This window comes from Mesorhizobium sp. INR15 (assembly GCF_015500075.1).
Classification (GTDB): domain Bacteria; phylum Pseudomonadota; class Alphaproteobacteria; order Rhizobiales; family Rhizobiaceae; genus Mesorhizobium.
Genome location: NZ_CP045496.1, coordinates 2,688,439 through 2,714,932 on the forward strand (window position 1 = coordinate 2,688,439; position 26,494 = coordinate 2,714,932).

Here is a 26,494-nt window from a genome sequence, read left to right on the forward strand (position 1 = left end):
AACAGACGAGGCATTGCATGGAAAGGAGGACACAATGAAAGACATTGCGCACCCTGAATTTGGACGTAGGCTTGAGCGAGCCTGCGATGGAAATCCCGATGTTCCACAGCTGAACCACGGACGCCTCGGCTGGTTCACCGATCAACTCGCAAAGCACAACGTGAAGGTGTCGGTGGAGACTATCCGCAAGTGGTTTGCGGGCGAGACCCGGCCGCGCCATTTAGCCATGATCGCGCTGGCACGAATTCTGACTGTGGATGAGTCTTGGCTGACGACGGGCAAGTCACCTGAGTTCACTGACACGCAGCGCAAGATGCACAACGTTGTGGCTGGTGGCGCTGTCAACCTGGTTGCAGGCTTCATTCAGATGGACGGCGGGCATCCCTCATTTCCCGACGAAAACGATTCGCTTTCAACGGCAAGCAAGATCGACCTTTATGCGATCATCCGTGGCGCTCACTATCGCTTCCACATCAACACGGTGTTGGGCGAGGACGGCGAGCAGTATTTCCTGGTGCCGCACGCCGCGCGGGAAGGCGCGATCGTACTTGGCGTTGTCCCGATGAAAGGCTTCGCTGTTCGTATCTATGAACTCGATTGGGATACGATCGAGAAGGTTGGCACCAGAAAAAGCCATGCGTTTGAAGTCAAGCTTGAGGGCAGCACCTTCAAAGAGATCAAGTCCTTCGCGGATCGTCTTTGAACGATCTGCGGTGCTGCCGGTCACAACGCGGCGGTTAAATGGCGTGAGTACGACCAGCCGTTATGTACCCATAAGTCCCAATGCATCCTACGACAGTGTGGTATCTAAGCGTGGTATTTCACCTAGTAACTATATGAAATACTACGATAAAATGTTCCCTCCGGGCCCACCATTATCGTTATTTATCAATGGCTTAAGAGTAGGTTCGCCAACAGGTTCGCCAACAGGTTCGCCAAGCATCGGCTTACGGGTCACGAGCCTCACGACGCGATCCATGCCCTGAACCGCCAGACGAACCTGCGATGCCTCGCGCGAATATAGCTCAGCGTGATCGATGTCGTCGTGCCCCAGAACATCCATGAGCTGCCTCGTCGAGGCCTCGGCCTCGGCGAGATAGACGCCGAGTGACTTTCGCAGTCCGTGCAGAGTCAGCCCTTTCGCAAGCCCGGCAAGCTCGCACCAGCGTGCCATGGTCCCGGTCAGCGATTTGGAGGAGAAGGGTTGGCCATAAGCGGTCACCAGGACGGTTTCGCCGCGCTTGTCAGTGGCCTCAAGGATTTCGGCAAGCATGGGCGTAATCGGTACGAAAAGCCGCTTGCCGCCGGTCCTGTTCTTGTTCTTTCCCTGGACGATGTCAAAGCCGTCGAAATGACGTTCTTGGCCATCGATCATGACCTTGCGCGTCACCCTCTGGTCCCACCGTAAATCGGCGACATCGCCGCGACGATTGCCCAGCCAAAGCGCCAGCCCATAACAGGTGCGCGCAGCAGTCCCGAGCGGCCAGCGCTCCTCGAACTTCTGCATGGCTTCGTGCGGCCAAGCCTTCCAGCCCGTATAGGCAGGACGCCACTCGACCGCAGCAGTAGGGTCGATTTCGATCCAGTCCAGTCGTATCGCGATATAGACGAGCTTGCGTATCGCGACCAGCAGATGCTTCGCCTTGTGTGGTGTCGCGATGAAGCATCCCAGAAGCTCCTCGACGTGGACCCGCCTCAAGTTCTTAACCGGCACATCGCGCCATGTGAGTGGATGGTCCTCGACAACCCGCAGACCCAGAAATTCCTCGATCAGACGGCTGTTCTTGAATTTCGTGCTGTCATCATGGGCGAGCCACTTGACCGATGCCTTCAATCTCTTTTCCGCTGCTCCGAAGGTTCCTGGCAAGGCAGCGCCCGGCATTGTGACAACCGGCGGTTTTTGAATCTTGCGACCTTCGACAGCGGCCTGATAGGCTTCGTTGAAATCTCTCTCGTTTGGAGCAGGCAGCGGCACCAGACGTCCGTTGGCGCGGTAGCGCCAGCGCGTCTTTCCATGGCGGTCCTCATAAGAGGACACACCCGGATATTTGTCTTTCAGACGCTGTTCCATAGCAGAACCAGAATATTACCCTCGATGATTCCCTTGCAAGAGAAAGTCGACGATATTGTCGTCATCGTCGCCGGGTAGATCTACGAACGCGGCCTCCAGTTTAAGGCGATCCCAGATCACACGACTATCGATTTTCTTCGGTTTCGGCATGCGCCGGTCGGCGACCATTTGGTCGAATTTCGTCACGCCTACGCCGACGTATCTTGCTGCGTCATCGCGTGACAGGCCGCGCGGTGGGTAGGAGAGGGTGTCGCTCTTCATCACCTTGGTCCTCTGGTCGCACTTCAAATCGCGTGAAACGGTTCGCGATGGAAGTAGAGGCTCGTCGTGCCAACGGAAAGCTGGTTTGACCGGTGCCGGGTAGATTGGAGTGTCGCGGCGTACGAAAGGGACGGTTGGGTTCGACGGTGAGGGTTCGTCCAAGCCTTTTGCCGTCCTGGCGCCGATAAAGCCTATTCACCGTCATTTTCTTGCGCCACGCCCAAGGCTCGTCGAACGACCGGCCCAAACACCGCGCTGCGCCATTCGAGCTTCGTCTTGGGCTTTGTGTAGAATCCGGCGCTGTATTTTGGCCGGTCGAGCGCAAAGCCTCGTCTCACCATCCATTCCGCGATGTCGACACCGCCAGCCGTGCACAGTGGGCGCTCGTCGCGAAGAATTCGAACTTCGCCGAGCCCCCAGCGCTCAGTTGCCCCCTATTCCTAACGGAAGTCCTGCAAGGAAGCGTGACGCAAATCCTCTTCGCCGCGCAAATGCTTTACCGGCCGACGAGCCCGGGCTTGACTCACTGCGTCGCCGGTCGTTTCATGCCATTCGGCGCCGGGCCGGCATGCTCCTGTACGCGTCTCCATAGCCGCTCACGAATAATGCGGCTGGAGTTGATGAAGGCGGATCCGACATATTTCCCGGTCTTGCGATCCGCCATCAGTGCGAAGGCCGGCTTGCCTGGCTCCCGCTCGACGCGAAGCAGATCGTATTCCTCGACTGCATAGCTCTTGATCTTCAACCAGCTCGTCGATCGGCCGCTGCGGTATTTGCTGTCGCGCCGCTTTGAAACCATGCCCTCGATGCCGGCTTTATCGATCAGATCGAATATCGCCTTGGCATCGCCAGGCAGCGCCTCGCTGAATTGTATGTGACTCCCAGGCTGGACAATGTTCTCGAAGATTTCCCGCCGGTCTTCCAGACCCATATCCCCCAGATCGTGGCCATTGAGATGGAGCATATCGAAGGCGACAAAATATAGATCATGCTGACGCCCAGTGATGGCTATTCGCAGGGCGCCGAAATCAGACAGGCCAGCACCGTCGAGCACTACGATCTCGCCGTCAAGGATGGCGTTGGCCAAGCCGAGGCGCTTGGCCGCGCCGGCAAGGTCGCGATATTTCGCCGTCCAGTCCAAACCGTTTCGGGTGAAGATGCTGACATCTTGGTCGAGAATGATCTGCGAGCGGTAGCCGTCGAATTTGATTTCCTTAATCCAGTCGTCACCCTTCTGGAGGCTTCTCCACTAGGGTTGGCATGAGCGGCTCGACAAACTTCAAACGCATGAACTGACTCGCAAAACCGCGATTCAATTAGCTTACGCTGAAATGGTTCCAAAAGTCCGAAGTATCAATTCGGCGGCTGTTCCGAGGCTGAGTTGTTAAATGCGATGGCCTCATCCACCGAGAAGAACGGTCGAGCGAGAACGGAGCCGTCGGGTTTCAGAAGGACCGCCAGGAAGGGCAAGCCGTGTAGAGGCGGCGGATAGATGACATAGGCCGGGCCAAGCAGTTTTTTGGTCCTACCCTTCATTGTGGTGCCCTGAGTCATGGTGAACAATGGCGTCGAAGACCGTCTCATAGACGCTGCCGGTCTCTTCCTCGATCTCTTCCATGCCGATGCCGCGCAATTTGGCGGCGCGCGTCATCCGTTGTATCGCGTCCGCGACCGATATGATGTCGGAGCCGGTAATTGTCGGCAGGTTTTCACTCAGCCATTCGTGGAGGAAGTTCGTTCCGCGTGCGCTCATGGCGAGATAAGCTCGCGACAAGCTGTCGGTTCCAGAATGCAAAAAAGCCCGCCACCTCCGGCAGCGGACTTCTCTTCGCGGAATAACTCAGCCGTTGGTAAGCGGTAGCAGAATGGGCGCCGATGGCGATGCCGTAATGGTGGCGAGCCTCGTCTTCTTCACAAGTTGCGGCCGTTGGTAGGTCTTCTTCATTTGTTGTCTTCCCTAGCTGTGAGATTGGCGAAGCAGCCGGCCATGTCAAGGACGTGTAGGGCACACCTGTTTGCTACAAGAAAAAAGCCTGCCGCTTACGGGAGAGAGCGACGAGGCTTTTGATGCCAGGGAATGAGGTGTCATCCCCCAGCTTTAGCCCTAACATCGCTCCGGCCCGTTTGTTCCATGGTGTCAAGGTGACACAAAAAGCCCGCCAAGGGGGTCTGGAGCGGTGCTGTGATACCCAGCGGACATCAACTGCAACAGCGGGATTGGTTGCTAGAAACAAGAAAGCCTCGCTGGTCGAAGTCCAAAGGCTTTAAACGTCGCGCCGTTCCGCTCATGAGATTAATATTAGCGATTCGACATGAAATCAATTCCAGCATAGTCTTCCCCTGGTCTCGGGGGCTGTCATGAGAATTCATTTTGCGAGGGCAATTCTGTCTATCGTATTTCTCAGCGGCTGCGCAGCAGACTATATCAACCATTACGACGGTGTGACACTCGCGAGTGACGATGCCAACAAATCTAACCTAATGTTGCAGACGGTCGATCCACTAAACCCAAACAGCCAGAACACTCATATTGAAGGCGACGGGGCGCGAGCACTGGCGGTAGTTAACGCTTACCGTCGTGTCGCGTCGCAGTCCGGCGGGGACCTAGACTGTACTGGCGGTAAAGGGAACAATCCGGTTGTTGCCGGTCCGGTGCGGATCACTGGCGCAGACCCAAATCACTTAGACGGCGATCACGACGGCGTCGGGTGCGAGTAGACACTTAGCCGATAAGGATCATCCAGCAGAGGTCACCTTGCGGGGGCGGGGTTGGTTGCCGCGTGCATTGAGGTGCTGCGACGGGTTGATGCGCGCCGCAACAACGAGCTTGAGGACAAACAAAATCCCCTCAAGAAATGAAACTGTTTTGCAATATCTTTCCCTGGTCGGCAAGCTTCTCTAGCCATCTGACGATAATACGTGCTTCGTTCGAGTTGCAAAAATAAATGCGCCAGGTGCCTTCTGAGCGGGAGTCTATCAGCCCGATCTCCCTCATCTCCTTCAAATGTTGCGATAGCCCTGAGCGGCTGCCGCCTACGTTGGCTAGCAAGTCTGCAACAGTAGCATCGCCCTCCAGGAGGTAGACCATCATTAGAAGGCGTGTGGGGTGAGCGAGAGCGGTTAAGATCGCTGCACATTTCGGCACTGATACGTCCCGCGATATCGCTTTTCGGCGATCTTCTTTTATTTCTGCTATTCGCTTTCTGGCGTAGTTCAAAATCAATCCCGCATGTTTCCCCGGATGGATGGCCCGCGCACAATCTGGCGGGACGCACGCGGGCCGACCGGAGGGCCGGTCACCAGCTTTCCAGCTGACCTATGCCAACTTCGCCAGGGTTCAGCGGTTCCCAAGGGAGAACAAAAAAGCCCGCCAGCCGGAGCTGACGGGCCGTCGTACAGAGGCTTAAGTGCCGCGATTAGTTGGCGCCGCCGAGTTGCTTGGTCATCTTGCAGAAATTGTCATGCGATTTGGCAATCGCCTCATCGCCGCATTCCTTCATCATGCCGGCGCGATCCTCTTCCTTCATCGCCATCCAGGCAGTCTTGAATTCAGCTTCGGATCTCATGGTCTTCATTCCGGGATCGGTGAAGAAAGGAGCCATCTTTGCCGGGTCGTCGAGCGCCGAAGTGCCGGTGCTGCCGCCAGCCAAAGCCGAGCCGGTTATCATCGCAAGCGCCATTGCGCCCATGCTGAGCATCTTAAAGTTCATGGAAAATTCCTCCGGTTAAGACTGCCATGTCAGCAGCTTGTTCCGTAAACTCCGTTGACAAGGAAAAGTTTCGCCTAAAAGAAAAAGCCCGCCAGGGTGGGCTGGCGGGCGAAGTCTGGAGTGTGCTGGGATCAACCAGCAGGGGGTCAACTTGCGGATGCAGGATTGGTTGCGACAGGGTTGACCAACGGGAGGTCGACGCTTTCTCGCGGTGTCGATTTGAAAAGAAAAATGGCCATCCATGCCCTCTCGTCGACTGTGGATGGAATACGTCGCAATTATAGCCATGATCGCGGTCGCGACTTGGGGCATGGTCCAAAACTGACCGAGCCATCTAATTGTCATGCCCCAGATAATTTGCCTGGTGGCTGCGGGCGTCGACGGCGCCTCCCGCGTCATATTATGGATAGCGTGTCGCTATTTAGACTCTACGCCTTGTTCAGGCTTTATCCCGACGGTGTTACCGTCACCGTGGACCTGATCCCAATCCCAGTCGTTTGTCTTTTCAGGTGTTTTCACGACCGCCTCTCTCGTCTCGCGGTCTGTATCCTTGCGAGGTTTTACACCTGGCATGTCGCGGCTTGACTTTGGTTCCATGGCTTCTTCTCCTCTTCGGACGATGAACCCTGCTGGGTGGCTTAGGTTCCACGTGGACGTTACCGCACTCGCCGTTCCCAATTCCTGGTCGACCTTGTCCGCCAGATTCCCAAGGCTGTCCTGAATCATCTCCTGGTTCTTGTTTTCGACTGCGTCGGCGATACGCTTGACCTATTCAATCAGACGAGCGGTTTGCTCTCGCGTGCCGAGCTCAAGCCCGACGCCTGTAAGAACCGTACCGGCTGCCGGGCGCCGCTGCGGCCGGAAATAGGCCCATAGGCCGGCAAGCACGAAGGCAATGAATGCGGCTGCGCTTTTGAGGGTATCACTGTCCGGCACTCTGCTTCCCGCGAATTTGTCATGAACCGTTCGAGCATCGCGGGCGGCGACGATCAAATTCGAAAACTGCAACGCCAGGAACACGATATAAGCGGCATAGCCGAGGTCGAACGTCGCGTGATAGGACGCAGCGATCTGCCACCAGAAGAAGCCGGACAGGACTATCTAATCTTCAATCCTGTGGTTACGCTTCGAGCACTGGCCTTGGGAGGCTTTCTTTGCATCTGTCCAGGTCTTTTCTTCTCGCGGCGATTTTGATGCTTCTTGGCCCGCATCTGGCTTTCGCAACGAACACACCCTGCAGCGGGCATAAAGGCGGAATCTCGCACTGCCAGGGCAGCACCTTCATTTGCAACGACGGGTCGGTCAGCGCCAGCAAGAAGAATTGCTCGGCCGAAATGGGCGGATCGCCGGGTCAGGCACTTGGACTCATTGGCGGCGGATCTTCCGAGATGTCGCCTGCCAACGGTGAGAGCGAGTGCGGTTGCCGGAATGGGCAATTCTGCACTGGGCCTCGTGGGGGACACTACTGCATCACCGACAGCGGCCGGAAGAGCTATCTCAGGAACTGAATTCACGCACCGATCTGGCCTATGCCGCTTCCTCCCGGGGCGCAGTTCCGCACCGCTGGCGTCGTTTATCGCGGCCTCATTGAACTCTCCCCCGGGGCAGTCAATTTACCGAGTAAGGTTTTCATACGGCGCCCCTCGCCGGGGGCGGTCGGTCCCGCATTCCGCCTGATGGCGGCGCTACGCTGATGCTCCTACGGCCGCCCTGTTGAACCGGTCTCAGGGCCACGAACCTGCTCCAGCACCGAACTGACTGAATCTCGGTGACGGACATTTCGGTGCTTCCGCCTTGTGCGCCCTTGTTGGCTTGGCCGGGCGAGCCGGACGCTCTCCCGGCGGAGAGTAAGAGGAGGGCCGAGTTTTCCGCGACCAGTTGAAAGCGGAAGGAGAGGCCTTCGGCGCCGGTCGCGGAGAACCATGATGACGTTCCAAAGCAATCGGGGCCACGCTGTCGCCGAGCGTTCGAGCCTCTATGATGAGATCACCGGCAAAATAATCGCCGAACTGGAAGCAGGTCGTTTTCCTTGGGTCCAGCCATGGGGGACTTCCGCAGCCAATGCGTCGCTTGCCTTGCCGAAGAACGCCAGCACGCAGCGCTCGTATACCGGTATCAACGTTCTTATTCTGTGGGGCGCCGTTATCGAACGCGGGTATTCAACACAGGCCTGGGTGACGTACCGACAGGCTCTCGGGCTCGGCGGAAATGTCCGCAAGGGCGAGCGTGGTAGCACGGTCGTCTACGCCGACCGTTTCGTCCCGAATGATGAGAAAAAGCGCGCTCGCGAGACGGGCGAGGATGCCCAGGCGATCCCGTTCCTGAAGCGCTTTACTGTTTTCAACATCGAACAATGTGAGGGGCTGCCTGCTGAAGTCGCGACTTCGGGGCCAGCGCCTGCCGCAGGTTTGATCGAGCCCCAGGTTGAGAAGCTAATCAAGGCAACCGGAGTGCCATTCCGCATCGGGGGTGACAGGGCCTTCTACGTGCCCGTCCCTGATTATGTGCAGGTGCCTCCTCCTCAGGCTTACTTCGAGACGATCAACTGGCATCGCACAGCTCTGCATGAGCTTGGCCACGCGACCGGCCACGGTTCACGCCTGGCGCGCGATCTCTCTGGCTCTTTCGGTTCGAAGAAGTATGCGTTCGAGGAGCTGGTGGCAGAGGTCAATGCGGCTTTCTGCTGTGCGGCGTTGGGCATCGTGCCGACGGTTCGGCATGCGGACTATATCGGCTCCTGGCTCGAGGTGTTGCGGGAAGACAATCGCGCCATCGTGCGTGCCGCCAGCCAGGCAAGCAAAGCGGCAGACTGGATCCTGAATCATTCTCTAGCCGAACCAACGATCAGGTCTCACTCGGCCACTGAAAAGCGGGCGGCTTGATGTTCATCATGGCGCCAATGACGTGCCTGGGCTCTTGATCCGCCTCGCTTCGGCACATGACGCCTCATCGAGGCCACCGCCATCGATCACGGTGTGCTGGCCGGTGCGGAGGCATGGAGAGGAAGAGGTTTGAAGGGATCTGGTGACGGGCTCGGGACCGAGAGAGAGGCTCTCGGCGGTCCGTCGCGGAGAACCTCAAATGACCACTTCCGTTCAAAAGATCACGCTGTCGTCCTCGCGCGATATTCCATTCAACAAGCTGGTGCTTGCCCAGACCAACGTCCGCCGCATCAAGGCTGGTCTCTCGATCGAGGATCTGGCGGCTTCGATCGCGCGACGCGGATTGATCCAGAGCATACATGTTCGCCCGGTGCTCGGTGCCGAAGGCCAGGAGACAGGGATGTTCGAGGTGCCGGCCGGCGGGCGCCGCTACCGGGCCCTTGAAATGCTCGTCAAGCAGAAACGTCTCGCCAAATCCGCGCCTGTCCCGTGTGTCGTCGGCAGTGCTTCCAGCGGCATCCTCGCGCAGGAAGTTTCGTTGGCCGAAAACATTGAACGCGCGCCACTTCATCCTTTGGACCAATATCGGGCCTTCAAGGATCTGCGCGACGCCGGCATGTCCGAGGAGGAAATCGCTGCCGCGTTCTTCATATCGGTCAATATCGTCAAGCAGCGGCTGAAGCTCACAACCGTTTCGCCGGCGCTCCTCGATATCTACGCCGAAGACGGCATGACGATTGCCCAACTCGAGGCGTTCTGCGTCAACAATGACCACGCGAGGCAGGAGCAGGTGTGGGAGGCAATCAGCAACAGCTGGTCGAAAGAACCATATCAGATCCGCCGGATGCTGACCGAAAACACGGTTCGCGCGTCCGACAAACGAGCAATCTTCATCGGCCTTGAGGCTTACGAGGCGGCGGGGGGAGATGTTTTGCGTGACCTTTTTCAATCCGACGATGGCGGATGGCTGCAAGATCCATCGTTGCTCGATCGTCTCGTGACCGAGAAGCTGCACATGGTGGCCAGCGAAATCGCCAATGAAGGCTGGAAGTGGATCGAGGTCGCGGTCAGCTTGCCCTATGGCGTTTCTCACGGCTTGCGCGAACTCGAGGGCACGCCCGTTGATCTCAATGACGAGGAAACGGCGACACTCAGCGCGTTGCGCGATGAGTTCCACACGTTGCAGGCGGCGTATGAAGAGGCTGACGAGCTTCCAGATGACGTCGACCAGCGGTTGGGCGAACTCGAAGCAGCCATCGGGCAATTGGAAACACGACCAGTACGCTTCGATCCGGCGCAGGTCGCGCGAGCCGGCGTCTTTGTCAGCGTCGATGCTGATGGGGCGCTTCTCGTCGAGCGGGGCTATGTGAAGCCGGAGGATGACAGTTCCAACGGCCCGAAGGGCGGTTCCAGCCCTGGTGGGGGCGCCGCTGGCGACCCCGAGACAGCCGGATCGGTTCAGCGGGCAGTCATCACCATCGGTGGGCAATCAACCGACCCAGACGATGACGAGGAGGACGGCATCAAGCCATTGCCGGATCGCCTGATTACGGAACTGACCGCCGAGCGCACGCTGGCACTGCGCGACAAGCTTGCGAACGATCCTGCTGCCGCATTTCTGGCCGTGCTGCATAAATTCGTTCGCGATGTTTTCGGCCGCTACAGCGCGCAGGGTGTTGCGATGGAAGTTTCCGTACGAGGGACCACCTTTTCCGGGCAGTCCGCCGAGCTTCGTGACACATCCTTCGCGCGGGCGATCGAAGCGCGTCAGCAAGCCTGGGAAGCGCGTCTGCCAGCCGATCTCAGCGAACTGTGGGACGCCCTTGCCGCACTCACCCACGCCGAACAAAGCGAGTTGTTCGCGCATTGTGCGTCCTTTGGCGTCAACGCCCTCTATGAACGCGCCGATCGACACGGCAATGGCGCCATTTCGGCGCATGGCGTGCAGCAGCGTCTTGCCGAGGCCGATCACCTGGCACGTGCCGTCGGCCTGGACATGATCACTGCAGGGTGGCGGCCGACGGTCGGCAATTATCTCGGCCGCGTCACCAAGGCGCGCATTCTCGAGGCCGTTCGCGAAGGGGCGGGCAAGCAAGCCGCGCAGCTTATCGATCATCTCAAGAAGGGCGACATGGCCAGGGAGGCGGAACGGCTGCTGGTGGACAGATGCTGGCTTCCTGAGCCGCTACGGCTTGCCGACGCCGAAGCGCTCGGCGCCAACTTGCCCGATGACGGCGAGGCATTGCCCGAATTTCTCGCCGACGAGGCCGACAACGACTTGACCAGCGACGAGGTGGATCGGCCCGTCGCTGCCGAGTAATCAGAAGGTTTCTGATCCGACTGCCCGGCGCTCCCGCGAGCGCCGGGCATTTTTTTTGCGCGAGACAGAGTGAGAGGCCGGCCGAGATGGATTTGAGCCTGTCTGGTCAGAGAGCGCCGACGGCTTTCCCTCTTTTGCTCTCCGAGGCCAATCCGATGAACCTACCGTTTGCGATCGCAGGCTGCGACCCAGTCTCTTCCACCTCCGAGAATGCCGAAACGGCCGCGGCCATTTATGCCGCGGCGCTGCATTTGCTTCCAGATCTCGAACGTGGGCGGCGCATCGATGCAACCGTTTTGCGAAACGCGATGGAAACGGCGTTTCAGGCATCTGACACGAGCGGCGCTTGGAATTGGAAGGCTGCCTATGAAGCCTGTGAGATCGCGAGCGCGCTTCTTCTGCGCAAATACGGAAGGGCACTTCTACGCAAGGCTGGGTCTGCTGGCGGTGTCCTGCCTTTGCTTGGCAAGATTGCAGCGCTGTTGCCCACACATACGCGACGCTCCGTGGAATCCCAGGCGCTCCAGCAATTCTCGACGCCGATCGCACTTGGTTTCGTTGCCGCGACCGCGGCGGCCATCACGGCGCGGGACCGCGTGCTTGAACCTTCCGCCGGCACCGGCCTGCTAGCCATCCTCGCCGAGATCACCGGCGGGACCCTCATCCTGAATGAGCTTGCCGCGACCCGCGCGGCCCTGCTTTCCACCCTGTTTCCCGCGCTGTCGGTTACGCGATTTGATGCCGCTCAGATCGACGACAATCTCGATGCGGCTGTCGTGCCGACGGTCGTGTTGATGAACCCGCCCTTTTCGGTCCTCGCCAATGTTCAGGGTCGTGTCGGCGATGCAGCCTGTCGCCACATCAGCGCAGCACTTGCCCGGCTCGCAGATGGTGGTCGCCTTGTCACGATAACGGCGGCGAACCTTGGACCACAGGCGCCTGCCTGGCGGGATGCATTTGTTCGACTGCAGGAGCGTGGTCGCGTCGTCTTCACCGCAGCTGTCGACGGCTCCGTCTATGCCAAACACGGTACTGCCATCGAGACGCGCCTGACAGTCATCGACAAGCATCCCGCCGACGATCCCTCAATCTTCCCAGCCTCGCCAGGATTTGCCCCTGATGTCGCAACGCTGCTCGGCTGGATAGAGGAGCAGTTACCGGCGCGGCTGCCGGTCACCGGCGGGCTCGATTTCGCCCATGCCTCGTCCCTACCTCGAACTATAGGCGGCTATCGAGCAGGCTTGCCGGTCGTGGCCGTCTCGAAACTCGCCGAACCGATGGGTGTGGAACTCGACTACGAGACGATCGCCTGGGTTCCCACCGACGACGCCCGTATGACCGATGCCATCTATGAGGAATACGCACTACAGACGATCCGTATCCCGGGCTCCCAGCCGCATCCGACCAAGCTGGTGCAGTCCGCGGCCATGGCATCGGTGGCGCCGCCCGTGCCGAGCTACCGCCCCACGCTTCCCTGCGATATCCTGGATAGACTCTCGGCTGCGCAGCTCGAAACGATAATCCTTGCTGGCGAGGCCCATTGCGGGCTCCTTTCGGGATCATGGTCGGTCGATGAAACCTGTGACCTCGTCAAGGTGGCGGCGGAGGACGCCGATGGAGCAATTCGCTTCCGGCGCGGCTTTTTCATCGGCGACGGCACTGGCGTGGGCAAGGGTCGGCAATCGGCGGGTATCATTGTCGACAATTGGCTGCAGGGACGCCGCAGAGCCGTCTGGATTTCCAAATCGGACAAGCTGCTCGAAGACGCGCAACGCGACTGGGCCGCTCTTGGCATGGAGCGTCTGCTGGTCACGCCGTTGTCCCGTTTTGCTCAAGGGCGCCCCATCACTCTGGCGCAAGGGATCCTGTTTACAACCTATGCCACGCTGCGCTCCGATGATCGCGCCGACAAGGTTTCGCGCGTCAAGCAGATCGTCGAATGGTTGGGTGCCGACTTTGCAGGCGTTCTGGTTTTCGACGAGGCCCACGCCATGCAAAACGCGGGAGGCGGGAAGGGCGAACGCGGCGACGTCGCGCCTTCGCAACAGGGTCGCGCTGGCCTGCGTCTCCAGCACGCCTTGCCCGGTGCCCGCGTCGTCTACGTCTCGGCTACCGGCGCCACAACGGTCGGTAATCTGGCCTACGCCCAGAGGCTCGGTTTGTGGGGCGGTGAAGACTTTCCTTTCGCGACCCGCGCGGAGTTCGTCGAAGCGATAGAGGCAGGAGGGGTGGCGGCGATGGAGGTGCTGGCCCGCGACCTTCGTGCGCTTGGCCTATACACGGCGCGATCGCTGTCTTTCGATGGCGTCGTGTATGACCTGGTCGAGCATAGGCTGACAGAAGAGCAGCGGCGAATCTACGACGCCTATGCCGGTGCCTTCGCCATTATTCATAATCATCTCGATGCCGCCCTGCGAGCCGCCAACGTCACCGGTGAGACCGGCACGCTCAACCGGCAGGCGAAGTCGGCCGCGCGCTCGGCCTTTGAAAGCGCCAAGCAGCGCTTCTTCGGTCATCTGCTGACATCGATGAAGACGCCGACGCTGATGCGCTCGATCGATCAGGATCTGCAGGCCGGCCATTCGGCGGTCATCCAGATCGTCTCCACCGGCGAAGCACTGATGGGACGCCGACTGGCCGAGGTTCCGACGCAGGAATGGACCGATGTACGGGTCGACATTACGCCACGCGAATATGTGCTCGACTATCTGTCGCACTCGTTTCCGGTTCAGCTCTATGAGCCGTTCACCGATTCCGAGGGAAACCTGTCGTCGAGACCGGTCTTCCGTGACGGCCAGCCGGTCGAAAGCCGCGAGGCCGTCAACCGCCGCACGGCACTGATCGAAAAGCTTGCCAGCCTGCCGCCGGTTCCCGGAGCGCTCGACCAGATCATCCAGCGCTTCGGCACGGATATCATAGCTGAAGCAACGGGAAGATCGCGTCGCATCGTGCGACGGGGCGACCGTCTGGCGGTCGAGAACCGCGCGGCCTCCGCCAATCTCTTCGAGGCGCAGGCATTCATGGGCGACGTCAAACGCGTCCTTGTCTTCAGCGACGCCGGTGGGACAGGGCGCAGCTACCACGCTGAACTTTCGGCGCGAAACAGAAGGCTTCGCGTCCATTACCTGCTCGAACCCGGCTGGAAAGCCGAAACGGCCATACAGGGGTTGGGCCGCACCCACCGGACCAACCAGGCGCAACCGCCGCTCTTTCGCCCGATCGCCACCAATGTGAAGGCGGAAAAGCGCTTCCTGTCGACCATCGCCCGCCGACTTGACACGCTTGGCGCCATCACGCGCGGCCAGCGCCAGACAGGCGGGCAAGGCATGTTTCGACCGGAGGACAATCTGGAATCGCACTATGCGCGCGACGCGTTGCGCCAGCTTTACCTTCTGATCGCGCGTGGCAGGATCGAGGGATGTTCGCTTCAACTGTTCGAGGAAACGACCGGTCTGAAGCTGCTGGACCAAAACGGCATCAAGGACAATCTGCCGCCGATCACCACCTTCCTCAACCGACTGCTGGCGCTCACCATCGATCTGCAAAACATCCTCTTCGTCGCGTTCGAGCAACTGCTGGCCGCGAAGGTGGAGGGAGCCATTGCCGCCGGCATCTATGACGTCGGGTTGGAAACGCTGCGGGCGGAAAGCTTCGTCGTCACCGGCCGGGCGACGATCTACAGCCATCCGGACACGCGCGCCGAGACGCAACTTCTCACAATTGCCCAGCGTCAGCGCAATCGGCCGATGCCGATCGACGAGGCATTCGCCCATTTCGCCGATGGACGCGCCGTCCTGCTCGTCAATGAGCGCTCAGCACGAGCCGCCGTTCAGATCCCGGTGCCCTCGATCATGCTCGATGGTGGCGAAATCGAACAGTGTGTCCGCCTCATTCGTCCGATGGAACAACACCGTGTCGCGCTTCGCATGATTGAGGACAGCCATTGGAAGCAAGCGGAGCGCGACGTCTTTGCGACCGCCTGGAATGACGAATTTTCTGCGGTTCCGCAGTTCACAGACTCCATCATCCACATCGTGGCCGGTCTCTTGTTACCGATCTGGAAGCGGCTCCCCAAGGAGTCGCCCCGCGTCTACCGGCTCCAGACCGATTGCGGTGAGCGCGTCATTGGCCGCAAGGTCTCCGCGGACTGGGCCGCTGGCGCCCTCGGCACAGGCGCGACCACGTTGACGGCGGATGATGCCTTCAACGTGCTACGAGACGGGTGCGCAACGCTCGATCTTGCTGATGATCTTCAGCTTCGGCGCGTCCGCGTCATGGGTGCCGATCGCATAGAACTCTGTGGCTTTACCGATGCCATGCGCGATCGGCTCTCGGCCTACGGGCTCTTCCACGAGATCATCTCCTGGAAACTGCGTATGTTCATTCCCGTCGACGCGAAAGGCCCCACTGTCGTCGCCAAGGTCTTCGAACATTTTCCGGTGCTGCGGATCATCGAGAAGGACGCTGCCTGATGTCCTCCCACGATGCTTCCGAACTGGCTTCCAGGCTTAGCCGGGAGGCCGAAGCGGTATGCCGGCACTATTTGTCCAGCGGTCATCGTGAGGGCAGATATTGGCTGGTTGGTGATGTTCGCAATGCGTCAGGACGCTCAATGTTCGTCCGCCTGAAGGGGCAGGAAACCGGCAGGGGCTCGGCCGGGAAATGGACAGACGCCGCGACCGGCGAGCATGGCGATCTCCTCGACGTCATTCAGGAATCACTTGGACTGCTCAATTTCAAGGACGTTGCGGCCGAAGCGCGCCGCTTTTTGTCAATGCCGCGGATACCGTCTGCTTCAACCGGGCGCCGAATTCGACGTACGTCTGGCTCAAGCGGATCCAGTGCAGCGGCAAGGCGACTGATCGCCGTTTCGCAACCGATTGCCCGTACGCTGGCGGAACGGTACTTGCGCGCTCGCGGCATAACGGCGTTGCACGAAACCGGCAGCCTGCGGTTTCATCCTCATTGTTACTATCGCCCTGGCGATGGCGGTCCGACCGAGACCTGGCCCGCGATGATTGCCGCCGTCACCGATCTCCATGGCAACGTCACTGGCGTGCATCGCACCTGGCTCGATCCAGATGGTTTCAGCGAGGCCCATCTCGGCCGCGCTCCGCTCGATACGCCGCGACGGGCCATGGGCGAACTGCTTGGGCACGCAGTCCGATTTGGGGTGTGCCACGATGTGATGGCAGCCGGTGAAGGCATCGAGACGATGCTATCGCTGCGCACAGTCTTGCCGTCCATGCCCGTGATCGCCGCTTTGTCAGCCGCCCACCTGTCGGCAACGCTTTTCCCCGGCGGGCTGAAGCGGCTCTATATTGCTCGCGACATCGACCCCGCCGGTGATGGAGCAGTAGCAACGCTTTTGGAGCGCGCCCGATCTGCGGCCATCGAGGCGATCGTTCTGACGCCGCAACGAGGCGACTTCAACGAGGATCTGCGTCTGCTTGGTTCCGCTGCCCTCTGGTCAAACCTGCGTCGCCAGATCTCCGCGCTGGACGTCACGCACCTGAAGACGCAAGCAGGCTGATCCGGGAAGGGAAGAAAGCAGCGTCTGATCCATAGTCGCTGCAGTGTCGTATTCCTTGCCGGAAAGCCGCGGCCCACGGCCTTCCAGAGGGCGATCGGTGCGCCGGCCAGTCCGGATCGGCAATGGCTGCGCCCGGTTATTTTCCTGAAGCCCTGTCCACGCGGCCGGAGCGCCGCGTGGACAGGGCTTTCCATCGCGAAACAAAATAGCCGGCCTCGCCATCCTCCACGTCGTTGCGGCCCTTCGCTGCCGCTGCGGGTGCAGATCCGGACCGCCCGTCGCCCTCATCGCCATGAAGGCCGCGATGGGCGCGGCCGATCCTTCAAAAGGAAAGCGACATGAACGACCATCATGAAATCGAGTTTGAACCGACGCATGCTTCTTCACCAACCGCGCACGTCCTGCACGAACTCCAGCTTTATGGCTATCGACCCTTCGAAGACGAACCCGATCCGCGCCCGCTTCCAGAGGGCCAAGTTGTCGCAAGCAGCATTGCCGACATTTTTGACGCTCTTGTCGTGGCGATGTCGGACACGCGCCTCGAGCCGGACCTGGAGGAACTGCTCTGGGGCACCGTCAATCTGTTCCATCGAGCTTCGGGACGGATCGAACGCGAACTCGATGACAACGAAGGCGCGCAACGGCGGCTCCAGGCGGAACAGGATGGATCGGAGGTCAAATCTGTCGAACTCGAGCGTTTCATCGCCGAAGGTCAGACTTTGCTCGAACGACGTGATGCCTTCGAGTTGATGCGTGACCAGGCCGCCGAGCACTTCGAGCGTCACACGCATTCGATCTGGCGACCGCGCACCGGTTCAAAGATCAACCGCCGTCATCTCACGGCTGCCCTGATCGACAGCCGGGACTTCCTTGCCGCCAGAAAAGTCGCCGACGTCACGGCATTTCTTCCCTCGGGTCCGAAGGTCGCCTTTACCGGAGGTCTGAATTGCAGTGACCATCACCTTATCTGGGCCAAGCTCGATCAGGTGCACGCCAAGCATCCGGACATGGTTCTTCTTCACGGTGGATCACCCAAGGGCGCCGAGTTGATCGCCGCGAAGTGGGCGCACAACCGAAAGGTGCCGCAAGTCGCCTTCAAACCCGACTGGACGAAGCACGCCAAGGCCGCTCCGTTCAAACGCAATGACGCCATGCTCGATACGATGCCGATAGGCGTGATCCATTTTCCAGGCACTGGCATCCAGGATAATCTCGCCGATAAGGCCCGCAAGCTCGGCATCCCGGTCATGAGGTTTGGGACGACCTGATGGTCGTCCCTCGGCCGAGCCAAGCCGACAGCACCAGCATTCCTGTCACGAGTCGCTGCGAGACCTGGGCGCGGCGCGGACTCTTGCAAACCAAGGCCACGACGACGGCAAGGCAGTGAGCTTTGAGTTCGAGGTCCAGCCCGCTCCTCAGACTGGGCGTGGATCGATCCCTGCGTTCTTGGCGCAATTCCTTGATCCGGTCCGACGACCTGATGCCATCAACCCGTAAAGGGTCGGACTACGCAAAGCGTGCCGCCATTTCGGCTCCGCCTTCACGGTGATTGCGGCCCTCGGCCGGTCTCTTCGGGCGCCTGTCACGCGGGGATCGCTCCCCGCCTCAAACAGGAGCCGGGAAGATGTCCATCTCAGAAGCAAATGCCTTCGCCTTCAGCCTCGCAAAGTCGCTGATGGTCAATATTGTCATCTTCCGCGCCGGCGACGGAAGCCTGACCGTCGTGCCGGCCGACGAATATGACGGAGAGACTTCGCAGATCGTGCGCGAAATCGATCCACACGCGCGATGACCCGGAAGGCCTTTGACCGGACCTCCTCTCACCCTAGAGCTCGAACCGCAGTTGACGTTGTTCCGATGGCAATTCGGCACTCAACGACGAGAGTGTGATGCCCAATAGCCGGATGCCCTTCTTCACCGGAAACAAGCACGTCAGAAGATCGGCCGCGAGTGCCTCGAAATGGGTAAGCTCAATCGGCATCGCAAGCGTGCGACTGCGCGTGATCTGCTGAAAGTCGGCAAATTTGACCTTGAGCGTGATGGTTCTGCCGCGAATGCCTTTGCCTTCGCAATGCCGCCAGACCTTGGCGACCAGCGCTGCCAGTTCGCCAAGCGCAGCATCGAGATCGAACATGTCCGCCGCAAAGGTGTCCTCGGCGCCGATCGATTTGCGCGGCCGGTCCGGCTCGACCGCTCGTTCGTCGATGGCCCGTGCGATCTGATAGTACCAGAGGCCTGATTTTCCGAAATGCTGCTGCAGGAAGGGGAGCGATCGTTGCTTGAGATCGGCGCCGGTTTCGATGCCGAGCCCTTGCATCTTTGCGGCTGTCGCGGGACCAACACCGTGAAACTTCTTGACCGGCAGCTGCTCGACGAAGCTCGCGCCGAGCCGAGGCGGAATGACGAACTGGCCGTTCGGTTTGTTCTGGTCGGAGGCCATCTTTGCCAGGAATTTGTTGTATGAAATGCCGGCGGACGCGGTGAGACCGGTCACCAGCAGAATCCTCGCCCTGATCATCTCGGCGACCGTCGTCGCAGCGGCAATGTTGAGCCGGTTTTCCGTGACGTCGAGATAGGCCTCGTCAAGCGAGAGCGGCTCGATGAGATCGGTGTGTTCGGCGAAGACGTCGCGGATCTGCGCCGAGACGGCCCGGTAGACCTCGAAGCGCGGCGGCACGAAGATCAGCTCGGGACATTTCCGCTTCGCCGTGACCGATGGCATCGCAGAGCGAACGCCAAAAGCGCGGGCCTCGTAGCTCGCGGCCGCAACGACGCCGCGCGCGGCTGCTCCGCCCACGGCAAGCGGCTTGCCGCGAAGGTCCGGGTTGTCGCGCTGTTCGACCGAAGCGTAGAACGCATCCATGTCGACGTGGATGATCTTGCGCTGGCCTGAGGCGCGGACAGGAGACATTGCCGGCAACTATCAATCCGTCTGGGTCTGAACTTCTTGCTGCCGGAACCTACAATTTTCAGATCGCGAATTCACCTTGCCGACGGGCCTGCCGGTGACGCGAAATCAAAAAACTCGCTCCAGGCAGAGGACGAAGCACGTCCTGTTCTGGACGCGTCATGTCGAGCCAGGCCGAGCGTTCGTTGCGCCGCAGCACGGCCATCTGGCGGTCATGATAGGGCGCTATGTCGTCGTTGGCGTCGATCGTAAGAATTGCGTAAGCCTCCGGCCAATCGCGCGTCGCGGGCCGCCAGATGCCGGCGAAATAAAACCAGTCGCCATCCGCAAGGCGAAAGCTGTAATTCTTGCCCTGGCTGTGATGGCGGAATTCGGAGGCCGGCACGAGGCAGCGATGACTGGCAAACACGCGCTCCTCCGCCCGCACGGTGGTGAAGGGGCGGCCGCCTGGTTCCTGGGGTTGAAGGCCCCACGGCAACTCAAGCATCTCAACATCGCGGCCGGTGCGCCTTATGATGACGCGGCGTTCGTCGAGCGGTCCGTCGAAATCGAAAGCTCTTGCGCTCATACTCAAAAGAACATAACAGGAACAAATTTGCCACGCAACACCGAATAAACCGGGTGACACATGTGCAATGATTATCGGCTGATGGTGGATGTCGCTTCGATCATGGAGGATTTCGCCGATCTCAAGATCAAGATACGCTTCAGCGAAGGCATGCCGAACGTTGAGGCACGTCAGGACATCAAGATCACGGATGCCGGGCCAATTGTCCGCGGGCTCGACGGCGTGGGCGGCGAGGGCGATCTGGTCCAGCGGCGCTGGAGCTGGCCCGCACAGAACAAGCGACCGGTCTACAATTTCCGCTCGGATGGTCGCGAATTCGCATCGAACCGCTGCCTGATCCTGGCCGATGGCTTCTATGAGTTCACCGACCCGACAGAGACGGGAAAGAGACGCAAGGACAAGTGGCTCTTCACCAAACGCGATGAGCCGATCTTCTGCATTGCCGGCATCTGGCGCCAAACGGAGGACGTCGGTGAAGCGTTCACGATGCTCACGATGGAGCCGGGTCCCGACATTGCGCCCTATCACGACCGGCAGATCGTCATCCTCGACCGGAAGGATTGGGCAAGCTGGCTCGACCCGTCGGTGTCCGCGAAATCCCTGATCAAGCCCCTGCAGGCGGGAACGCTTTTGGTCGAGCAGGTCGGGTAATGTCGGGGTGTCCTTACCGGCCGACCCTACGGTTTTAGACCGGCCGAGAAAATAACGTCACCTGAAATCCCGTGTCTTCACCTTGATGTTGTCGATGCGCAGGTCGGGAATGTAGATGTCTCGGGTGCGCAGCCCCTTGGGCGGCAGCTGGCGCGGATCAGGTCCCGCGCCGCCATAGCGCACCTCGTCCGCGCGAGCATACGGCACCGGGAAGCTGCCCTCGCGCTCGCCGACACTTGCCAGCTCATGCGAGAGATCGGTGATCCGCCGTGCGACGAGGTGGACGACTTCGCCTTCCCGCTGGATGCGGCCGCGCACCGCGACCATGCCCGCTGACAGCACGGTGCGCCTGAACTGCTCGAACACTTTCGCCCAGACAACCAGATTGGCGACGCCGGTTTCGTCTTCGAGGGTGATGAACATGACGCCCTTGGCGGAACCCGGACGCTGCCGGACCAGAACGATACCCGCGGCTTCCAGCCAACGGCCGTCGCGCGCGTCCATGGCCTCGGCGCAGGAGACAATGCCGCGGCGGCGCAGATCGCCGCGCAGGAAAGAGACCGGGTGGCTGCGCAATGACAAGCCGATGTGGCGGTAATCTTCCACGACCTCGCCGCCGGCGGTCATCGGCCGCAGCGCGACTGCCGGTTCGATCACTTCGGGCACCATGTCCGCCTCCCTGGCCGACGCGGCGGCAAACAGGGGCAGGGGTTCATCCCGCAGCGCCTTGATGGCCCAGAGCGCCTCGCGCCGCGCGAGGCCAAGCGAGGGGCCGAATGCGTCGGCCTCGGCGAGCTGAACCAAAGCCGCCTGCGGCACACCGGCCCTGCGCCACAGATCATCAACGCTGGCGAAGGGCTGGTCGGCCCGGGCGGCGACGATCGTGCCGGCGGGCGCATTGGCAAGCCCTCGCACCATGCGCAGTCCCAGTCGAACGGCGAAACGGCCATCATCCGAAGCGGGCTCGAGGCTGCAGTCCCAACGCGAAGCGTTGACGCAAGCCGGGCGGATGTCGATGCCGTGTGCTGCCGCGTCCCGCACGATCTGTGCCGGTGCGTAGAAACCCATCGGCTGGCTGTTCAGCAGAGCCGCGCAAAATACGTCTGGATGCCAGCATTTGAGCCATGCCGAGGCATAGGCGATCAGCGCGAAGGAGGCCGCGTGGCTTTCTGGAAAGCCATACGAGCCGAAGCCTTCAAGCTGCCTGAATGTCTGCTCGGCGAAGTCGCGCTCGTATCCATTGTCGACCATGCCCTCGATCAGCTTGGTCTTGAATGACGAAACCCCGCCGGTGAACTTGAAGGTGGCCATGGACTTGCGCAGCATGTCGGCTTCGCCCGGCGTGAAGCCGGCGCATTCGATGGCGACGCGCATCGCCTGCTCCTGGAACAGCGGCACGCCCAGCGTCTTGCCGAGCACCTTCTCAAGCTCCGGCTTCGGGTAATGCACCGGCTCCAGTCCTTGGCGCCGGCGCAGATAGGGATGGACCATGTCGCCCTGGATCGGCCCGGGGCGCACGATCGCGACCTGGACGACGAGGTCATAGAAGGTGCGTGGCTTCAGCCGCGGCAGCATCGACATCTGGGCGCGGCTCTCGATCTGGAAGGTGCCGAGCGTGTCAGCCTTCCTGATCATGGCGTAGGTACGCGGATCCTCCGCCGGGATGGTGGCAAGGTCGAGCCGGATGTCCTTGTGGTCGGCAAGCAAGTCGAGGCCTTTCTTCATGCAGGTCAGCATGCCGAGCGCCAGCACGTCGACCTTCATGAATTTCAGGGCGTCGATATCATCCTTGTCCCATTCGATCACCTGGCGGTCCTTCATGCTTGCCGGTTCGATCGGCACCAGGTCGTCTAGACGGTCATGGGTGAGCACGAAGCCGCCCGGGTGCTGGCTCAAATGGCGCGGGGCGCCCATCAGCTGACGCGCGAGATCGAGCGCGAGCCGCAAGCGGCGGTCGGCGAGGTTCAGGTTGAGCGCCTCGACATGTCTGTCTTCGACGCCTTCCTCGGACCAGCCCCAGACCTGGCCTGACAAAGTGCGGATGAGGTCATCAGGCAGGCCGAGCGCCTTGCCGACATCGCGCAACGCTCCCTTGGTGCGATAGCGGACAACTGTTGAACAGAGTGCAGCATGGTCGCGTCCGTAGGTGTCGAAAACCCATTGCATGACGATCTCGCGCCGCTCGTGCTCGAAGTCGACGTCGATATCGGGAGGCTCGCGGCGTTCCTCGGAGACGAAACGCTCAAACAACAGGTCGTTGCGGCCGGGATCGATCGAGGTGATGCCGAGTACATAGCAGACCGCCGAATTGGCTGCCGAACCGCGGCCCTGGCACAGGATGTCCTTCGATCGGGCGAAGCGCACGATCGCGTTCACGGTCAGGAAATACGGCGCGTAGTTCAGCTTCTCGATCAGCCGCAACTCGTGGCGCAGCGAGGCCACGACCCCATCCGGCACGCCTTCGGGGTAACGCTCGTCGGCGCCCTTCCAGGTCAATTCTTCAAGCGACTGCTGTGGCGTCAGCGACGGGTCGTCACGCTCTTCAGGATATTGGTAAGCAAGCTCGTCAAGGGAAAACCGGCAGCGGTCGGCGATCTCGAGCGTGCGGGCCAGCGCCTCGGGATAGCGCGCGAAAAGGCGCTGCATTTCGGCCGGCGGCTTGAGATAGCGGTCTGCATGGCGCTCGCGTCGGTCGCCGAGCACGTCGATCGTCACATTGTGTCGGATGCAGGTGACGACGTCCTGCAGCATGCGCCGGCCAGGCTCATGGAAGAGCGCGTCGTTGGTAACGACTGTCGGCACCTTCATCTGAAATGCAAGGGCGGCCAAGTCATGCAGGCGAAGCTGATCGTTGGGCCTGCGCCTGAGCGTCAGCGCCATGTAGGCCCGATCGCCGAACGCTTCGCGCAGATGCCGCAGGCTGAGCGCCAGGTCGTCATCGGCCATGTCAGGCAGCAGCATGGCGATCAGACCCTCGCCATAGGCGACGACATCGCTCCATTCGAGCTGGCATTTGCCTTTTCCGGCCCGTCCCTTGCCAAGCGAGAGCAGCCGGCATAGCCGGGAATAGGCTGCCCGGTCTGTCGGATAGACAAGCAGCGATCTGCCGTCGTTGAGGTCGAGACGGCAACCGACGATCAGGCGCACGCCGGTCGTCCTGGCGGCCTCATGGGCGCGCACGATACCGGCGAGACCGTTGCGATCGGCGATGGCGAGCGCCTCGATGCCGAGAAGGGCGGCTTGCGAAAACAGTTCCTCGGCCGAGGATGCCCCGCGCAGGAAGCTGAAATGCGAGGTGACCTGCAGTTCGGCGTAGCGGGCCGCGCTCATCCGAACACCCCATGCAGGAACCAGCGGTGCGATCCGGTCGCTTGATCCTCGCCGTCGCCGGCGCGATAGAGCCAGTAGCGCTCGCCGGCGTCGTCCTCGACGCGGAAATAATCGCGCACCGCCGCGAGTTCGGCGTCACGCTTCCACCATTCGCCAAAGACCCGCTCTGGCCCGTCCGCGCGCTTGACGCGCCGGCGCACGCCGCGCCAGGTGAAAGAGACCGGCGGATGGTCGGGCAAAAGCGCCACGGTTTCGACCGGATCCGGCTGCGGCAGCAGGCGCGATGGCCGCGGCCAGTGTCCGGGCCAGGTTACGCCCGTATCGGCGGCCATCGCTGCGATCCGGCCGACGGAACGCTCCGGCACATCACTGGCGACGGGCGCCAAGCGGTAGACGGCGCGCTCGCCGACACGGTTTATCAGTGTATCGATGAGGTCGGATACATCGGGAACGCTGTCGTCGACGAGCGCGCTCGCCATCTGCCTGCGCTCCACGGGTTGGGCCGATGTCGCTGCCAGCGTCATCATTTCGATGCCGAAGCCGGGTGCAATGGTCTCGATCTTGTCGCAGAGCAACCTTGTCAGCCGTTTGACGTCGCGGACGGGCGTCGCCATGCCGACCCGGACCGCCTGGGCCTGGCTGTCGACGCGCTGACAGATGAGGTCGAGGCGTCGGGCCCCGAGGCCGCGCTTTTCCAACCGTTCGCAGAGTTGAGCGACGAGTATGCCGATATAGAGGGCCAGTGTCTCGGCAGCGCCGATCGGCTCGGCGAAGGCGCGGCGGACTTCGACAATGTCAGGCGGCCGAACCTGTTCGATCGGCTCGGCGGTGTCGCCAAGGGCCTGATCGATGCGGCGGCCGATCTCCGGGCCGAACCGCAGGACAAGTGGCGCGCGCGGCTGCTTCAAGAGATCGCCTATGCGCTGGAAGCCGAGCCTTCTCAGCTCGGCTGCTGTCGAGGGCGCGATCCGCAGCGCCTCGAGCGGGAGCGGTTCGAGGATGGATCGACCGTGACCGGGCGGTGCAATGAGGATGGGCTGGCCACTGTGCCGGGCCAGAGCGTGCGCCGTGCCCCGGCTATCGGCTACCGCTGCGCGCGCGGCGATCCCCGACATTGCCAGGCGGCCGATCATGCCCTCCAGCATGGCGGCTTCGCCACCATGGAGATGGTCGGCGCCTGTCGAGTCGATGACGATCCCGCACGCAGGATCTGGCGCGACGATCGGCGCGAATCGAAGCATCCAGACGGCGAGCCGCTCGAGCGCCTCGGCGTCCGCGGCAGGATCGGCGTCCTGGACCACCAATCCCGGCACCAGCACCTGCGCCTTCGTCACCGGCATGCCTGGACGCAGGCCTGCGGCGAATGCCGCGGCATCCGCCGCGAGCACCACACGCCTGTTTTTATCGCGGCCGATCAGGACAAGCGGCGCCTCAGGCGGAGGCGCCGCGTCGCCGGCCTTGCGCCGCGCCCGATCTGTCGACCAGGTCGACAGGAACAGCGAGACGACCCTTGTCATCACACGCCTCCAGTTCGAAATCCGCACTTTCACCCGCGCGGGCGCGGATCAATTCGACCAGCCATCGGTGACGGCCAACGCCAGGAACGGGCAGCGGCGCCGAGGGCAGGACGGAGACGCGCCAGCGTGTCATCGCGGCCGTGGGCTGGCCGAAATCGGCTGCCTCCGTCTGCCGCCGCCATCTTCGCAGCACGATACCGATCGTGTGGGCGCTCTCGGCGGCGAGTTGCAGGCGCCGCGAAGAGGTCATGCTCAGGCGTGCGACTTCACCGACGACGGCGCCAAGTCCACCGTGCCGGATGCCTTCTTCCATGCAGGCCAGAATTGTCTTGTCGTCGCCGGCCTCGACATAGATGACGCGGTCCGATGGCAGACCTGCCTGCGCCAGCGCCGGCGCGAACAGGTCAGGCCGGGTGATGCACCACAAGATCTTGCCTCGTGTGCGCGCCGCAACGCCGCCCGCAAAAAGTGCTGCGGCCGCGCCATCGATGGCGCCGTTTCCGCCGCCGGCGATTTCATGCAGGGCGCCAAGCGCCAGTCCTCCACCGGGAAGTCGTGAATCCAACGCGGCGATGCCGAAAGGCAGCACCGATCTGGCGCGGCGATTGCGCCCCTCGATCTTCTCGATCCGCGCACGCAATGAGTCTATGGCGGGCTCCGGCCGCAAGATGGTGGTTGACCTCCATGAAAGCGCATATAAGCATGTTCTTTATTTGTTCTGCTTTTTGTGCGGAAGAGTCAAG

General features: G+C 61.2%; 22 protein-coding genes. 9 read left to right on the forward strand and 13 right to left on the reverse strand.

All coding sequences use genetic code 11. The features are described from left to right. Positions 1-34: 34 nt before the first annotated feature. Positions 35-703, forward strand: coding sequence for a helix-turn-helix domain-containing protein (locus GA829_RS13220; RefSeq protein ID WP_195178936.1), 669 nt, complete (start codon positions 35-37; stop codon positions 701-703). A gap of 141 nt (positions 704-844) precedes the next feature. Here GA829_RS13220 and GA829_RS13225 read toward each other — a convergent pair whose 3' ends face one another. The 8 genes from GA829_RS13225 to GA829_RS13260 form a co-directional block, all read right to left on the reverse strand. Continuing rightward, positions 845-2,071, reverse strand: a complete 1,227-nt coding sequence (locus GA829_RS13225; RefSeq protein ID WP_258052263.1) for a tyrosine-type recombinase/integrase — start codon at positions 2,069-2,071, stop codon at positions 845-847. 15 nt (positions 2,072-2,086) lie between these two features. Further along, on the reverse strand, positions 2,087-2,332 hold the full coding sequence (locus GA829_RS13230; protein ID WP_195178937.1) for a hypothetical protein: 246 nt from the start codon (positions 2,330-2,332) through the stop codon (positions 2,087-2,089). Between the two features lie 523 nt (positions 2,333-2,855). Next, complete coding sequence (locus tag GA829_RS13235; RefSeq protein WP_463671733.1) at positions 2,856-3,551, reverse strand: ATP-dependent DNA ligase; 696 nt, start codon at positions 3,549-3,551, stop codon at positions 2,856-2,858. A gap of 134 nt (positions 3,552-3,685) precedes the next feature. Continuing rightward, the gene (locus tag GA829_RS13240) at positions 3,686-3,868 is read right to left on the reverse strand and encodes a hypothetical protein (RefSeq protein WP_195178938.1); all 183 of its coding nucleotides are present in this window, start codon (positions 3,866-3,868) and stop codon (positions 3,686-3,688) included. Beyond that, the gene (locus tag GA829_RS13245) at positions 3,858-4,085 is read right to left on the reverse strand and encodes a DUF768 domain-containing protein (RefSeq protein ID WP_195178939.1); all 228 of its coding nucleotides are present in this window, start codon (positions 4,083-4,085) and stop codon (positions 3,858-3,860) included. The genes GA829_RS13240 and GA829_RS13245 overlap by 11 nt, the downstream gene beginning before the upstream one ends. A gap of 1,095 nt (positions 4,086-5,180) precedes the next feature. Beyond that, complete coding sequence (locus GA829_RS13250) at positions 5,181-5,549, reverse strand: ArsR/SmtB family transcription factor (RefSeq protein WP_195178940.1); 369 nt, start codon at positions 5,547-5,549, stop codon at positions 5,181-5,183. 199 nt (positions 5,550-5,748) lie between these two features. Then, positions 5,749-6,042, reverse strand: a complete 294-nt coding sequence (locus GA829_RS13255; RefSeq protein ID WP_195178941.1) for a hypothetical protein — start codon at positions 6,040-6,042, stop codon at positions 5,749-5,751. A gap of 417 nt (positions 6,043-6,459) precedes the next feature. After that, positions 6,460-6,768 carry a hypothetical protein gene (locus GA829_RS13260; RefSeq protein ID WP_195179912.1) on the reverse strand — a complete coding sequence of 103 codons (309 nt, stop codon included), beginning with the start codon at positions 6,766-6,768 and terminating at the stop codon, positions 6,460-6,462. Between the two features lie 231 nt (positions 6,769-6,999). Here GA829_RS13260 and GA829_RS13265 point away from each other — a divergent pair, with 231 nt between their 5' ends. The 7 genes from GA829_RS13265 to GA829_RS13295 all read left to right on the forward strand — a co-directional run bounded on the left by GA829_RS13265 (position 7,000) and on the right by GA829_RS13295 (position 18,569). Further along, positions 7,000-7,236 carry a hypothetical protein gene (locus GA829_RS13265; protein ID WP_195178942.1) on the forward strand — a complete coding sequence of 79 codons (237 nt, stop codon included), beginning with the start codon at positions 7,000-7,002 and terminating at the stop codon, positions 7,234-7,236. Positions 7,237-7,967: 731 nt separating this feature from the next. Beyond that, positions 7,968-8,924: an ArdC family protein gene (locus GA829_RS13270; protein WP_195178943.1), complete on the forward strand. Its 957-nt coding sequence runs from the start codon at positions 7,968-7,970 to the stop codon at positions 8,922-8,924. A 199-nt stretch (positions 8,925-9,123) separates the two neighbouring features. Continuing rightward, on the forward strand, positions 9,124-11,244 hold the full coding sequence (locus GA829_RS13275; protein ID WP_195178944.1) for a ParB/RepB/Spo0J family partition protein: 2,121 nt from the start codon (positions 9,124-9,126) through the stop codon (positions 11,242-11,244). Positions 11,245-11,399: 155 nt separating this feature from the next. After that, complete coding sequence (locus tag GA829_RS13280) at positions 11,400-15,716, forward strand: strawberry notch family protein (RefSeq protein WP_195178945.1); 4,317 nt, start codon at positions 11,400-11,402, stop codon at positions 15,714-15,716. After that, positions 15,716-16,777: a DUF7146 domain-containing protein gene (locus tag GA829_RS13285; protein ID WP_195178946.1), complete on the forward strand. Its 1,062-nt coding sequence runs from the start codon at positions 15,716-15,718 to the stop codon at positions 16,775-16,777. Before GA829_RS13280 ends, GA829_RS13285 begins: the two co-directional genes overlap by 1 nt. A 338-nt stretch (positions 16,778-17,115) precedes the next feature. Continuing rightward, complete coding sequence (locus GA829_RS13290) at positions 17,116-18,045, forward strand: DUF2493 domain-containing protein (protein ID WP_195178947.1); 930 nt, start codon at positions 17,116-17,118, stop codon at positions 18,043-18,045. Between the two features lie 356 nt (positions 18,046-18,401). Beyond that, complete coding sequence (locus GA829_RS13295; protein ID WP_195178948.1) at positions 18,402-18,569, forward strand: hypothetical protein; 168 nt, start codon at positions 18,402-18,404, stop codon at positions 18,567-18,569. A 33-nt stretch (positions 18,570-18,602) separates the two neighbouring features. On the opposite strand, the gene dinB is transcribed toward GA829_RS13295, so the two are convergent. Then, the gene (gene dinB / locus GA829_RS13300; protein ID WP_195178949.1) at positions 18,603-19,688 is read right to left on the reverse strand and encodes a DNA polymerase IV; all 1,086 of its coding nucleotides are present in this window, start codon (positions 19,686-19,688) and stop codon (positions 18,603-18,605) included. A gap of 58 nt (positions 19,689-19,746) precedes the next feature. Then, positions 19,747-20,253 carry an SOS response-associated peptidase family protein gene (locus GA829_RS13305; protein ID WP_195178950.1) on the reverse strand — a complete coding sequence of 169 codons (507 nt, stop codon included), beginning with the start codon at positions 20,251-20,253 and terminating at the stop codon, positions 19,747-19,749. A 60-nt stretch (positions 20,254-20,313) separates the two neighbouring features. Here GA829_RS13305 and GA829_RS13310 point away from each other — a divergent pair, with 60 nt between their 5' ends. Beyond that, entirely contained in the window at positions 20,314-20,904 is a 591-nt protein-coding gene (locus GA829_RS13310) for an SOS response-associated peptidase (protein ID WP_195178951.1), read from the forward strand. 57 nt (positions 20,905-20,961) lie between these two features. Here GA829_RS13310 and GA829_RS13315 read toward each other — a convergent pair whose 3' ends face one another. From GA829_RS13315 to GA829_RS13325, 3 genes are read right to left on the reverse strand one after another with little or no spacing between them, the layout of a single operon-like run. Next, positions 20,962-24,234 carry an error-prone DNA polymerase gene (locus GA829_RS13315; RefSeq protein ID WP_195178952.1) on the reverse strand — a complete coding sequence of 1,091 codons (3,273 nt, stop codon included), beginning with the start codon at positions 24,232-24,234 and terminating at the stop codon, positions 20,962-20,964. Continuing rightward, positions 24,231-25,751 carry a DUF6504 family protein gene (locus GA829_RS13320; protein WP_195178953.1) on the reverse strand — a complete coding sequence of 507 codons (1,521 nt, stop codon included), beginning with the start codon at positions 25,749-25,751 and terminating at the stop codon, positions 24,231-24,233. Before GA829_RS13320 ends, GA829_RS13315 begins: the two co-directional genes overlap by 4 nt. Then, entirely contained in the window at positions 25,666-26,418 is a 753-nt protein-coding gene (locus GA829_RS13325) for an ImuA family protein (protein WP_195178954.1), read from the reverse strand. Before GA829_RS13325 ends, GA829_RS13320 begins: the two co-directional genes overlap by 86 nt. Between the last annotated feature and the right edge of the window lie 76 nt (positions 26,419-26,494).